This window comes from Oceanirhabdus sp. W0125-5 (genome assembly GCF_027938815.1).
GTDB lineage: Bacteria > Bacillota > Clostridia > Clostridiales > Clostridiaceae > Oceanirhabdus.
In genome coordinates this window covers 5038466-5052096 of sequence record NZ_CP115913.1, presented here as the reverse complement: position 1 = coordinate 5052096, position 13631 = coordinate 5038466, and the positions used below count along the sequence as shown (strand labels likewise).

General features: G+C 26.1%; 11 protein-coding genes. 8 read left to right on the top strand and 3 right to left on the bottom strand.

From position 1 onward, the window contains the following. Positions 1 to 60: 60 nt before the first annotated feature. From OW730_RS23450 to OW730_RS23440, 3 genes are all read right to left on the bottom strand, one after another. Entirely contained in the window at positions 61 to 1773 is a 1713-nt protein-coding gene (locus OW730_RS23450; RefSeq protein ID WP_271226475.1) for a glycosyltransferase family protein, read from the bottom strand. A gap of 57 nt (positions 1774 to 1830) precedes the next feature. Further along, a complete protein-coding gene (locus OW730_RS23445) occupies positions 1831 to 2925 on the bottom strand; it encodes an FkbM family methyltransferase (RefSeq protein ID WP_271226474.1) in 1095 nt (364 codons plus the stop codon). A gap of 115 nt (positions 2926 to 3040) precedes the next feature. Beyond that, entirely contained in the window at positions 3041 to 4312 is a 1272-nt protein-coding gene (locus tag OW730_RS23440; RefSeq protein WP_271226473.1) for a nucleotide sugar dehydrogenase, read from the bottom strand. A 347-nt stretch (positions 4313 to 4659) separates the two neighbouring features. Between OW730_RS23440 and OW730_RS23435 the strand changes: the two genes are divergently transcribed. The 8 genes from OW730_RS23435 (at position 4660) to OW730_RS23400 (ending at position 13531) form a co-directional block, all read left to right on the top strand. Continuing rightward, entirely contained in the window at positions 4660 to 5640 is a 981-nt protein-coding gene (locus OW730_RS23435) for a glycosyltransferase (RefSeq protein ID WP_271226472.1), read from the top strand. Positions 5641 to 5885: 245 nt separating this feature from the next. Then, on the top strand, positions 5886 to 6512 hold the full coding sequence (locus OW730_RS23430) for a PIG-L deacetylase family protein (RefSeq protein WP_271226471.1): 627 nt from the start codon (positions 5886 to 5888) through the stop codon (positions 6510 to 6512). Between the two features lie 21 nt (positions 6513 to 6533). Next, on the top strand, positions 6534 to 7022 hold the full coding sequence (locus OW730_RS23425) for a GNAT family N-acetyltransferase (RefSeq protein ID WP_271226470.1): 489 nt from the start codon (positions 6534 to 6536) through the stop codon (positions 7020 to 7022). Further along, complete coding sequence (locus OW730_RS23420) at positions 6997 to 7716, top strand: WbqC family protein (protein WP_271226469.1); 720 nt, start codon at positions 6997 to 6999, stop codon at positions 7714 to 7716. Before OW730_RS23425 ends, OW730_RS23420 begins: the two co-directional genes overlap by 26 nt. A 163-nt stretch (positions 7717 to 7879) precedes the next feature. Continuing rightward, positions 7880 to 8854, top strand: a complete 975-nt coding sequence (locus OW730_RS23415) for a glycosyltransferase (RefSeq protein WP_271226468.1) — start codon at positions 7880 to 7882, stop codon at positions 8852 to 8854. Positions 8855 to 9104: 250 nt separating this feature from the next. Further along, a complete protein-coding gene (locus tag OW730_RS23410) occupies positions 9105 to 10421 on the top strand; it encodes a nucleotide sugar dehydrogenase (RefSeq protein ID WP_271226467.1) in 1317 nt (438 codons plus the stop codon). 396 nt (positions 10422 to 10817) lie between these two features. After that, positions 10818 to 12278: a right-handed parallel beta-helix repeat-containing protein gene (locus OW730_RS23405; protein ID WP_271226466.1), complete on the top strand. Its 1461-nt coding sequence runs from the start codon at positions 10818 to 10820 to the stop codon at positions 12276 to 12278. 239 nt (positions 12279 to 12517) lie between these two features. Further along, on the top strand, positions 12518 to 13531 hold the full coding sequence (locus OW730_RS23400) for a glycosyltransferase family protein (RefSeq protein WP_271226465.1): 1014 nt from the start codon (positions 12518 to 12520) through the stop codon (positions 13529 to 13531). Positions 13532 to 13631: the final 100 nt, after the last annotated feature.

Genomic DNA, 13631 nt, shown 5'->3' with positions numbered 1-13631 from the left:
AAAAATCCTAAAATGTAATCGCATTTTAGGATTTTCTTTTTATTGATTTTAAAGTAAGGTTTATACTGTAATTTGTTTTTTATATTCGCCTGTTAATTTTACGTTTTGGCGATTAGCAAACAATCTGTTCCTATGAAATTTGCTATTAAGTTTAGAAATATCATCTGCAATATGCACATAATTAAATTTATCTGATGAATAGAGTTTAATTTGCTTTTTAATACATTGATTAAAAAAGTCATTCCAAAAAATTTCTTTTGATCCGGTTCGTAACTTAATAATATTAAACAAGTCTTTATTTATTATTAAAGTTGAAGTATATAAATAGTTAGTATATTGGAATTCAGAGTTAGGAGCTATTAGCATAAGATTTCTTTTATTTTTCAAGAAACAATAATGTGATAATTTACCAGATAACTTTCCATTAGTATATTTAAAAGTATTCATAAGATCTATTAAGAAGTTTGGAGCATAGTAGTCTTTTGAGTCAAATATAGATATATAGTCATATATTGAATTTTTAATTCCACTAGTTAAACAATCTCTATATGAACGCGTTTTTTCAGTTTGAATAATTTTAATTTCAGGATACTTTAGCAGGCTTTTTTTTGTTTCATTAAGATTAAATTTTTTATTTTTTAGAATGATAATTAATTCTTTCTTTCGATACCTTTGGATAGTGAAATTACTGATTATATTTTCAATTGAAGAAAGATCATCAGTGATCGTTATTATTGAAACACCATAGGTAGGCTCTTTCTTATAATTAAATCCAATTTTATTTAAAATATAATTTAATCTGTGAGTATAGGTGTGTTTATTAAAAACTTCTCTTTGTCCACGAAGAGAAAGCCGATCTCTATAATCTTTATTATCTAGTAATACTTTAAGATATCTATCAGTTTCATCTTTACTTTTAACTAATTTAACAATTGAAGGGAAGAGCACATCTATCCCAAGGGCATAATTACTTATAACTGGGGTACCGCAAGCTAATAGTTCAAAAACTCTTCTTGAAAACATGCTTCTACTGTCAGTTATTGTATTTACATTTAAAAAAAGTTTGTATTTTTTATATGCCTCAACAACTTTGTTATAAGGTAAAGCACCTTTGATATAGGGCATAAACTTTGAGGGAAATTGATAATGTTTTTTTGTTGGAAAAGGTACATTATATGTTCTGTCATATATATGAACAGAATATTTCATTGCTGATGTTAATAAAAAATCTAAATCTTTTTTTCTTTGTGGATATTTATTGACATACCATGTGCCAGCAAAACACACATTATTAATTTTTCTTTTATCTTTATCGATAGGACTGTGAATTTGAGGTTGTGCAGCAAAAGGAAGACAGAAAACTTTATTGTGGTTTAATTTTTCAATATAATTTTTAATAGATTCCTCTGAGGTTGTGAATACATAATCAAATAATTTTGCAGTATAAATAAATTTTTCAAAATGAAAAGGATCTTCTTTGTTCCAAAAAATTGTTGGTATATTTAAATTATTGCAATAGTTTACTAATGCTTTAAGAGTAGTATCTTTAGAGATATTAATATCATATATCTTTTTTTTCCATGAATTTCTTAATCCTTTCCAAGTTGATTCTACAAACAATAAATCAGGTTTTTCTTTGGTTATGACTTGCTTCCAAGTACTAACATGAAGTTGTATTAAATTACATTCATATTTGAAACAATTATAGCTGAACTCGTCCAGAATACAGGCTATCTTTAAATAAGGCTTTTTAATTTTAATATTTTTAATCATATAATACCTACCTTATTACATATTCAAGCAACTTCAAAATAATGAAGTTGCTTTATTTTAAAATTTAGGGATTGCATAAATAAATAACTGACCTTTTCTTTCAAGAATAGTTAAATCAGTTACTTTATAATTTTGAGTGATAAGAAAATCTTTAACTATATTTATATCTCCAAATTGTTGTAAGAGTTTTTTGGGATGAAGTTCGATTAATAATTTTGGTTTAGATTGTTGTAAAGTTTTCATCATACCTATAAGAGCTTGAAGTTCATAACCTTCAATATCAATTTTTATTAAATTTGGTAAATCTATTTTATTATGAATTCTATATGAATCTAAATCCCATACGTCTATTAATTGTGTTTTCTTGCCTTTAATGGGAACTATGGAATTTCCACCTTCACCTGCATTTTCGCTGTATAAATATAGATTTTGATTTTTTCGTTCATCCCCTAGGGCTATTTTATGAGTTGTAATATTAGTTAATTTATTATAATTAATATTTTGAAGTAAATCATTATAATTTTTAATTTCAGGTTCAAATGAATGAACTTTTACAGTATCATAACATTTAGCAATAAAAATACTATGAGTACCAATATTAGCACCAATATCATAAAAGACATCATTAGGTCTAATTTTTTTCTTTAAAAAGGAAAGAACTTCACTTTCGCCAATTAAGGTAGTTGCTCTTAAATATTCATTCAAATTATTACAACAAATTTCAAAAGATATTTCATTTACATTAACCCTTACAATTTCTTTTTTTATTTTATTTTCATTTAAGTTGTCTTGTGGATGATTTAATAAAGTGCTGTGAATATCTAATTTAATATTCAAGTAATCTGTAATATAATTTGAATCATAAATAGTCTCAATCAAAATTTTTTTATTAAGTTTACAGATTAAATTATCTTTAATTTTTTTAGCAATATTTCTATCATCATTTACTACTAAAATTTTATTAACTTTATTAATTATATCCAAAGGGATATCATCTTCATTTTCATATATTGAATAATTATCAGAAAACGTATCTCTTATGATTTTATTACTTTTATTAATAAAAGCTAAAACTCTTTTTTGTCTTTTATTTAGAAGAATAAATGCTGAAATTGCAGGAATATCGCCTCCGAATATTATAAAATTGTTCATTAGTAATTATCCTTTGAATAAATGCTTCACTTTCATTATATTCAGAATTGCTAAAAATGTTAAAAATATAAGTCAAGTGATTTATTAGCATGTGAAAATCACTTGACTTTAATATTTAGAGTTTATAAAGCTTTATATCAGGAAAGCTAGGAAAAATATTTCTAGTATCTATAACTATCAAAGGCAACTTATTATCCCTGTGAAGTTGGTTAAGTTGAGAAATAACTCCTTCTTGATTTGCAGTAATAACTATACAATCTGTATTTTTTACACATTCTTCAAGTGTAGCAACTTGATAGTTATAGTTTAGTGGAACCATTGGATCATAAGCTTGAACATTGGCACCTTCTTCAATTAAAAGTGAAGCAATATCTAATGCAGGGCTAAATCTACAATCTGCGCAAAAATCCTTCATAGCTAGTCCTATAAGTGCTATTGTGGATTCTTTAATATTCTTTTCTTCATTATTAAGAGCAGTTTTTATTAGTTCTACAATTTTTTTAGGTCTTTCAATATTAAGTTGTCTTGCAGTACGAATTAGAGTTAATGGACATTTTTCTTTATACAAAATAGCTTTATCTAAATATTCAAATGCGTTGGGCAGGCAATATCCACCTACTCCAGGTCCAGGAGTAAGTAAGGTTACTCTTGGATGTGTATTTACTAAAGTTTGGAGTTCATAAATATCAATATCTAATAAAGCAGTTGCTTCACTGATTTCATTTACTAATGCAATGTTTACATCTCGATTAATATTTTGAATTACTTTTGTCATTTCAGCAGTTCTAATATTTGATGCTTTGTATATAGGGGCATCTGTTAAAGAAGATATAAAATTCTTTGCCTTATTAAAGCTATTATCATCCATTCCTGCAAGAATCATAGGATTATTTTCTAATTCTTCAAAAGCTTTCGTTTCCATAAGTGTTTCGGGACAATAAGCTAAGCTTACTGATACATCTAATGATTTTAATTTAGGTAGAATTAAATTATCACATGTACCAGGGATTAGTGTGGTTCTAAAGATTAAAAGATCCCCATCAACAAGGGTTGGTGTAATTGTATCTAAAACTGATTCAATAGGTGAAACATCCTGAGAACCGTCTTCTCTATTTGCTATACCTACTGATATTACGAAAATTGAAGGCGTGTCATCTACTCGTTTAAATTTAGAAGTAACATTTAAAAGATTTTTTGAAATTAAATTTTTAGCAACTTGAGAAATGTGAATTTCATTACGATACTCTTCAATATTAACTTTTCCCTGTTTAATATTTTTTATGGCTTGATCATTGATATCAATGCCATATACAGGTGTATTGGCAGATGCTATCCAACAAGCCATAGGTAGGCCAATATGCCCAAGACCGAAAACATAGACTGTCATTTTATAAATTCTCCCTTCATAAATGTAACGTGTATTTAAATTTTTAATCTAGCTGTAAATAATTTCTTAATTATTTGGTTAAAATTTTTATTTTCACATATTCATACTTAAACTTTGATTTTCAATATATTGTATGCTTACATGTAAAAAAATGTTATATAAATATTGATTTTTAGGATGTTGTGTCATATATCGTATTAGAATAGTAGAAGATTATTCAAACTTGCATAATATAAAATATGAAGTTTTCAGAGGTGATTTTCATGAATAAGAAAACATTAGTTACTTTTTAATAGACATATTAAACACAATGATTAAAAAATAAAAATTCTAGGTGGAGATGTTCTATGAAAAAACTAAAAATTTTAATATTGATTAGGAGATTTGATATAAAATATCCAAAGCATAAGCATTTATTTGATTCTATTGCAGCATTAGAAGAATTTGCAGAAGTACAATACTGGCATGAAGATGGTAATATTCATGAAATATTAAAAAAAATAAAAATTGAACCTGATTTTATTTTTATGTATGATACTACTTGGGGCCATGGACTTACTCCTGAAATAAAAGGATTAGGTAAAATAAAAATACCAAAAGGCTGTTATGTAATTGATGTTCATCATAAGGTAGAGAATAGAAGGAGTTATATTGAAAATAATAAAATAGATTTAATTTTTTCACCATCAAAGAGGTTCTTTTTAAAACATCATAGTGAATACAAAGATAAATTAAGATGGATACCATTTGCCATTAATCCTGATATTATCAAAGATTGGAAGTTGGAAAAAGATATAAATTTTCTCTTGATGGGACTAGTATATTATGACGATCCAAAAAAAACTGCAAAAAAAATTGGAATTAAGGGTAGATATGAGTTTAGAGAAGCGGTTTATAATAAACTAAAAGATAACCCAGATTTTGTATTTGTCCCTCATCCAGGACACAGAGTATCTGCATCTGAAGATGCTTATATAAATGAAAAATATGGGAAAATGCTGAATAGATCCAAAATTTTTTTTACCTGTAGTGGAAAAAGTGATATTGCTATTGCAAAATATTTTGAAGTGTTAGGATGTAAAAGTTTATTGTTAGCACCAACTAGTAATGAACTTTTGGAATTAGGATTTAAAGATAAAGTGAATTTTATAGCGTGTAATAAGTCAAACTTTTATGAAAAAGCGTTGTATTATATTAAGAATGAAAAAGAGCGAAATAGGATAACAAATAATGGATACGAATTCGTGCACAAATATCATACTAATGCGGTTAGAGCGAAGGAGTTTATAAAATATATAACGGATTATTTAGAAATGAAAAATAATTAATGTTTTTTTAGAAGCGAAGTATCTATAGTAATCATTATACTAATAGGCTTCGCTTAAATAATATGTATTCACTTCTTTATGGTATTAACATATTATATACTGAATAGGTTTTTAAAATAAGATATTTAATACTTATATAAATAATTGCATCATTGATTCTATTCATGAAAATAACATTTTTATTTTTTTATTATCCATGTTGATTTTGAAGTAGTTTATCAGCAGATAAGAGAGGGAGGATACTAATGTTTAAAAAGGTATTAGTTTTAGCTCCTCATACTGATGACGGAGAGTTAGGGTGTGGTGGAACTATAGCTAAATTAATAGAAGAAGGTTCAGATATTTATTATGCAGTTTTTTCTGTATGTGAAATTTCTGTACCAAATGGATTTCCTAAAAATATCCTTGAATTAGAATTGAAAAACGCAGCGAGAGTACTAGGTATTAAGGAAAATAATATATATATTTACAAATATCCAGTAAGAACATTTCCTCAAAATAGACAACATATTCTTGAGGAATTAATAAAGTTAAGAGATATTGTTCAACCAGATTTGGTTTTAATGCCATCTCCTAATGATATTCATCAAGATCATAATACTATTGCAAATGAAGGAATAAGAGCTTTTAAAGAAACTAATTTGTTAGGATACGAGATAATATGGAATAATTTGACGATAAATACTCAATACTTCTTTAAATTGAAAGAAAATCACCTTAATAAAAAAATTCAAGCTTTAAAATGTTACGAATCTCAAAAATTTCGAAAGTATTTTAATGAAAAACTTATTAGAAGTTTAGCGACAATTAGAGGAGCTCAAATAGGAAGTGAATATGCAGAATTATTTGAAGTCATTAGAGTGATTTCATAATAGATAAATAAGGAGTAGAATATGGTTTTCATTAAAAGAATATCAAAAAAATATATGAAAGATAATATAAAAAACTTTGTTAAATTGACGAAAAAATTTGAAGGATTACACTGGTATGAAAATAATTTTCTTATTGAATTAGATGGTAAATGGAATTACAGTTTTTATGCAGAAATTAATATGAAATTAGTTGGATTTATAATTTGCTCAAAAAAAAATAATTATATTCATGTTCATAGATTTATGGTAGATAAAGAATTTCTTAATGAAGGAATAGGTACAAAATTACTATGTAATTTATGTGAAAAATGCATTTCTGAAAATATTGATTCAATTCAATTAAAAGTAGATAAGAAAAATATACAAGCTATAAGTTTTTATAATAAATATGGATTTGAAAATATAGAAATAAAGGATAACTTATTATTAAAGTCAGTAGAAGTTAAAAAATTATTGAAAATTTTAAAAAGTAAGGTGAAAGCTAATGATACTTGCAGCACAACAACCTAATTATATTCCGTGGATAGGTTATTTTAATAAAATTTTCTTATGTGATGTTTTTGTTGTACTTGATGAAGTTAAATTTGTAAAAGATTCTGTTATACAAAGAAATAAAATTAAAAATTCTCAGTCTCAGGAACTAAGACTTACTATACCAGTGTTGAAAGGAAATACAAAGATTAAAGAAATATGTATAGATAACAGGCAAAATTGGCGGAGAAAACACTGGAAATCAATTTTTTATTCATATTCTAAGTGTAAAAATTGGGGATTCATAGGATATGATTTAGAAGAAATTTATAAGCGTGATTGGAATAATTTGTGCGATCTAAATATGGAAATTATAAAATTAATACTTGAAAAACTTAATATTAGAACAAAAATTATATTTGAATCTGAAATTAAAGGTGATTTAGGATTTAAAAATGAGAGGTTAATAAATCTTTGTAAAAGTTTTAATGCAGACACTTATTTATCAGGAATAGGTGCTAAAGCTTATAATGACGAAGATATGTATAATAAAGAAAATATTAAATTAGCATATCAAGATTTTACACCTCCTATATATATTCAAAAGCATAATAATTTTATTCCTAATTTATCTATAATAGATTTATTATTTAATGAAGGTAGAAATTCTATAGATATTGTAAAAAAATCGGGTGAAATTAAGTATACTACGCAAGTAGATGAGTTAAGTTAAAATGGAGTTTAAGTTTTAAGAAATAAAGTGATGATAGCAGTGAAAAAATCACTTTCTGAATGAAATTAGACCTTATACCCTATGGAGTTGACACTTAAAAAAGACTGCCCCGTAGGGGTTTTGTATATTTGAAGAAATCAGCAAATAAGAGGGAGGCACTTTTATGAACAAACTAAAAATATTAATATTAATTAAAAGATTTGATATAGAACGTCCAAAGCATAAACTCCTATTTGATATGATTGCTTCTATAGAGAAATTTGCAGAAGTAAAATATTGGCATAAAGATGGTGATATAAATGAAATATTAAAAAATATAAAATTTTCACCTGATTTTATATTTTCTTATGATATTGAATGGAAATATGCATTTACACCCATAATAACAGGATTAGAAAAAGTAAATATACCAAAAGGTACTTATGTAAAAGATACTTATTGGATTCCTAGAAATAGAATTAAGTTTATTGAAGATAACAAAATTGACTTAATATTTTCTCCTACTAAGGAGTCGTTTTTAAAGATATATCCACAATATGAAAGTAAGTTTAGGTGGATGCCATTTTCAATTAATCCTAACATTATTAAGGATTGGGGATTAAAAGAAGATATAGATTTCCTTTTGATGGGGTTGTTTTACTATATAGACAATAAAAATAATAAAATGTTCGCGTTTAAGAAAGGTAAATATCCCTTTAGAGAAGCTGTTTATAAGAAAATGAAAAATAAAGAGGGGTTTGTTTTTATCCCACATCCAGGACATGATACTAAAGATGGTCCAGAGGTAATTATAAATGAAAAGTATGCTTGTAAATTAAATAGGTCTAAAATATTTTTTACTTGTGGCTCAATATGGCAATATCCTGTTATGAAATATACTCAGGCTTTAGGATGTAGAACATTATTATTAGCCAAACCTAATAAAGATATATTAGAGCTTGGATTTAAAGATGGGGTGAATTTTATAGCTTGTGATGAGAAGAACTTTTATGAAAAAGCAATGTATTATCTTAACAATACAAAAGAGAGAGAATGTATAACGAATAATGGATATAATTTTGTTCACACCTACCATACGAATAGCGTAAGAGCACAACAATTTATTAAATATGTAGAAGATTTTATTAAAATACAATAAAGTTATCTAATTAAATATTAAAAATAACTTTTATTAAGTCAAAATAATTACGCTGTTATCTTGTTTTAAATTTTAGAATGATAGATCTCTAATTCTACTATATTTTATAAAAACATAACAAAATGAAAATACCCTCATATAATATAAAGAGAAATAGTTATGAATATTTGAAAAGGGATTTTTCTACTGTATACAGAAAGGAGGCGTTTATCGAATTAGTAATATTAAATATATTCGATAATTATTTTATATGTCTAATAAAGAAAAATTACTAAAAAAGATAAATGATAAAACCGCGATAATAGGTGTTATAGGATTAGGGTATGTAGGATTACCGCTTGCATTTGAATGCGCTAAATCAGGGTTTAAAGTAATAGGATTTGATATTCAGGAACAAAAAGTTAACATGGTTAATAAAGGTGAGAATTATATAAGAGATATAATTGATACAGAATTTTCAGAATTGGTTAATAAGAAAAGTATACAAGCAACTACAGATTTTCATTTTATTAAAGGGGTAGATGTAATTTTTATATGTGTTCCTACTCCATTAGATAAATATCAACAGCCTGATATAAGTTATATAAGATCGTCCACAGAAACCATTGGAGAACAACTTGAAAAGGGAGCAGTAGTGATATTAGAGAGCACAACTTATCCAGGAACAACAGAAGAATTGGTACTGCCGATTCTAGAAGAAAAATCAGGTTTAAAGTGTGGACTAGATTTTTATTTAGCCTTTTCTCCAGAAAGAGTGGATCCAGGAAATTTAATATATAAAACAAGAAATACTCCTAAAGTAGTGGGAGGTGTACAAAAAGATAGTACAGAAGTTGTTGCAGCTTTGTATAGAAGTATACTTGAAAGTGAAATATATGAAGTTTCAAGTCCATCGGTAGCTGAAATAGAAAAAATACTTGAGAATACGTATAGGAATATTAATATAGCTTTAATAAATGAAATGGCTATAATATGCAATAAGATGAATTTGAATATTTGGGAAGTTATTGAAGCTGCTAAAACAAAACCCTATGGATTTGAAGCATTTTATCCAGGACCGGGCCTTGGTGGGCACTGTATTCCACTTGATCCATATTATTTAACATGGAAGTCTAGAGAATATGGTTATCATACAAGGCTAATAGAAATTTCTGGTGAAATAAATAATTATATGCCGCAATATATAGTTGAGAGAGTTTCAAAAATATTAAATAGATTTAAGAAACCTATAAATGGATGCAAAATTTTAGTGTTAGGTGTAGCCTATAAAAGTGATATTGAGGACTATAGAGAAAGTCCAGCTCTTAAGATTATTGAAAACTTCAAAAGGGAAGGGGCAGAGGTTATTTTTAATGACCCATATATACCATTATTTATGTATAATGAACAAGAATATCGTGGAGTAGAATTAACAATTGAAATATTAAAAAAGGTAGATTTAGTTGTTATTACAACAGCTCATAGTAAATATGATTATAATTTAATTCAGAAAAATTCAAGATTTATATTTGATACAAGAAATGCTATGAAGAATATTCAAAATAGGAAAAATATTGAGTTATTATAAAAATATGAAAGAATTAAAAAAGTTCATATATTGTTTAACATGAAAGATATTTAGTAATAATCACTAAATATCTTTCATGTTTTATATAAATTGAATAATTTTATAAGGTGAGAATCATATTGGATGGGTTATGTTCAATAGATAGAGTAGCTTTAAGATTATACAAGTCCGTTAAACCAGAATACAATACTCAAAAGCTTTACTTTTGCAAAAATGATGGTAATTTTGATGTGAATACAGTTACGTGGGATTCAAAACCATCGCTATTTTAAAGTGTTTTTTTTATTTAACAAAAATAAAGTATTAACTGTAGGAGACTATGTTATAATGAAAATATGGAAAAAAATAACAGGTATAATCCAAGAGATTATTTGAATAGGAGGAGAAAGTGGGAAGATGTATAAAGGTAAAATAGGAAAGTTTATTTTAATGGTTTTATTAATATGTTTTATATCAGGAATAAGCGTTTTTGCTGACATTCCACAGCTAACGGTTGTGATAGGGGATAGAGGATATTCACTTCAAGATATTGATAATAAGGAAATGGGTAAAATTATTAAAGATACTGAAAACATATATATCAAAGATAATAAAGGTGAATGGATAGATATTAAAAATAATAAAGTAGTAACAAAAGAAGAGATTCCTAAGATAACTTTAGTAGATTCAAAAGGAAATAAAATAGTATATGATGAACATGATGGTGAAATTATTGAAGAAGAGAGTGATAAGATTTTACTAGAGATATTTGTTAGGGATAACGTGGGTGGTATAGGACAAGCTATTGAGGGAATGCTGACATTTGAGGGATATAAGGAATTATATACTTCTGCAAAATATCAAGTATATGATGAAAATAACGAGCCTATCACACCTAAAATGGAAATGAATAAGACTCAATATTTTTATCCCAAAATTGAAAAAGATAATTTGAAAGTTAATATTTATGATTTCAAAAATAACTTGATTACATCAACGGAAAATCTTAATTTGCTTGATGGAAAGATCTCAATATTTAAAAGTAAATTGAAGAAGATTGATGATATTTTTGTAAGTACATCTGAAGAATTTGTTAATGCTATAGCACCTTATAGAACCATTAAATTGAAAAAAGGCATATATGATTTAAGAGATTTTGAAAAGGATAATTCATATATAGAGTATAAGGAAACCATAGATGGTTACGAGTTTGAATTGGTGGGGCTTAATAATATAACTATAGAAGGTATTGAAGATGATGTAATAATAATATGTGATTCAAATTACGCAGATATAATGAAATTAACAGGATGCAATGATGTAACTTTTAAGAATATAAAATTTATGAGAAAGAGCACTGAAAAAAATATAATAGGAAGAGGAGTTATACTTGATAATTGTGAAAGTATTAAAATTATAGAATGTGAGATTATTGGTTCAAATTCAGAAGGATTAAAGATAGAGACTTCTAATAATGTCAAGGTTTTTAATTCTAAGATAAAAGAAACAACCAATGGGATAATGAGTATACAAAACTCTAAAAATATTGAAATTATTGAATCAAGATTCATAGATAATGGAATAGAGTTTGGAATAGAAGTAAACGGAGATTGCGATAAGATTTGGTTTAATAATAGTGAATTTATTAACAATCATATAGATGGTGCGATTTTTGATATTCATATGGTTCATGATTATGATTTTATAATATCTGATTGTTTGTTTAAAGATAACAAGGTTACTAAATTATTTGAATGTAATTTGGAAGATGGAATTCAGACATTAAATGTTATTATAGAAGAAAATAATAAGATTAAAGAATATAAAAGTGAAAATAATCAGGACAAAGTAGAGGACAATCGGGGGACGGTTCATTAAAGTTTAAGTTGGAATAAGAGTAGGATGAGCTTGGGACGGTTCATAAAAAGATTAGGAAGCGGGCATGGAACAAGCAAGGGACGGTTCATAGAAAGTTATGATTATTCAGGGCAAGCCTGCATAGAAAAATACTTATGAACCGTCCCTTGCTTGTCTTGTTTATTGTCTTGAAAACTTGTAATGAAAAGAATTGTTGTTAATATAATAGTATAGTAAGTAAGTATACTAGGAGTATAAGTATGAAGAATGAGATATATCATGAAGGTCAAGGATTAAGAAAAAAAATAATGAGTGTTTATAAAGATAAATATATGGATAAAAAAATGAATATATTAATATATTCTCCTGATAATGGTGCTTGGAAATATGATTTTATTATATGGAAAGATGTATTTGAATTCATGGGCATGAAAGTTACCATGCTGTATAAAATAGATAATAAAACATTATATAAAGATTTTGACTTGTTAATAACCATTGCTGAAAAAACATATATTAATCCAATATTAAATAATCCAAGTTTAAATAATATTCCATATAAAATAGGATTAGCTTCAAAATGCATTTGTACAAGTGATAAAAATTCAACTGAAGATTTATTCAATTTAGATTTAATAACTAATGATTTTAAATTTAATTTTTTAATATCTTCTTTTTCAGAAAAATCAATAAGTTATGTTTTTAAAGAATGGATTAAAAGAGGCATAGAAATAAAAAGTATACCTTTTGGGTTTAATCCACTTATTCATTATCCAGAGAATGTGGAAGAAATATATGATTACTTTTTTGTTGGAACTAATAGTTATTTAAAAATTAATGAAACTAAGAGATATTTATTACCAATAATAAGCAAATATAGAGGGGTTTTAAGAGGTAAAAATTGGGGGAGAAGTATTCCGGAACTTAATTATAAAGATGTTAGATATTTTTATAATAGAGCAAGAATTAATTTGAATTATCATTTGAATTTGCAAAAGCAATATGAAAACGAAATTAATGAACGAACATTTGTTATTGCTGCATGTGGGGGATTTCAATTAGTAGATAATCCTAAAATTCTAAGTAAATATTATACTGAAAAAGAAATAGCAATAGCAAAGGATGAGAAAGAATATTTGGAAAAATTTGAATACTACTTGAATAAATCTAAGGAGAGACATGAAATTGCATATAAAGCTTTAATAAAAACTTATAATAATAATTGCAGTATATTTCATAGATTGGAAAAGATAATAAATTGTGTTTATGAATAGATGAATCTTTATAAGAGTGTAGAATTTAGTCTGTGGATTTTATAAGAATACTAAAAATATTATTCTTATGAAGTCCACAGACTATTATGGTTTGTAAGAA

Bases quoted from the DNA above. Each gene is read 5' to 3' on its own strand.
- OW730_RS23450 (WP_271226475.1), bottom strand. From the start codon at position 1,773: ATGATTAAAAATATTAAAATTAAAAAGCCTTATTTAAAGATAGCCTGT.
- OW730_RS23445 (WP_271226474.1), bottom strand. From the start codon at position 2,925: ATGAACAATTTTATAATATTCGGAGGCGATATTCCTGCAATTTCAGCA.
- OW730_RS23440 (WP_271226473.1), bottom strand. From the start codon at position 4,312: ATGACAGTCTATGTTTTCGGTCTTGGGCATATTGGCCTACCTATGGCT.
- OW730_RS23435 (WP_271226472.1), top strand. From the start codon at position 4,660: ATGAAAAAACTAAAAATTTTAATATTGATTAGGAGATTTGATATAAAA.
- OW730_RS23430 (WP_271226471.1), top strand. From the start codon at position 5,886: ATGTTTAAAAAGGTATTAGTTTTAGCTCCTCATACTGATGACGGAGAG.
- OW730_RS23425 (WP_271226470.1), top strand. From the start codon at position 6,534: ATGGTTTTCATTAAAAGAATATCAAAAAAATATATGAAAGATAATATA.
- OW730_RS23420 (WP_271226469.1), top strand. From the start codon at position 6,997: ATGATACTTGCAGCACAACAACCTAATTATATTCCGTGGATAGGTTAT.
- OW730_RS23415 (WP_271226468.1), top strand. From the start codon at position 7,880: ATGAACAAACTAAAAATATTAATATTAATTAAAAGATTTGATATAGAA.
- OW730_RS23410 (WP_271226467.1), top strand. From the start codon at position 9,105: ATGTCTAATAAAGAAAAATTACTAAAAAAGATAAATGATAAAACCGCG.
- OW730_RS23405 (WP_271226466.1), top strand. From the start codon at position 10,818: ATGTATAAAGGTAAAATAGGAAAGTTTATTTTAATGGTTTTATTAATA.
- OW730_RS23400 (WP_271226465.1), top strand. From the start codon at position 12,518: ATGAAGAATGAGATATATCATGAAGGTCAAGGATTAAGAAAAAAAATA.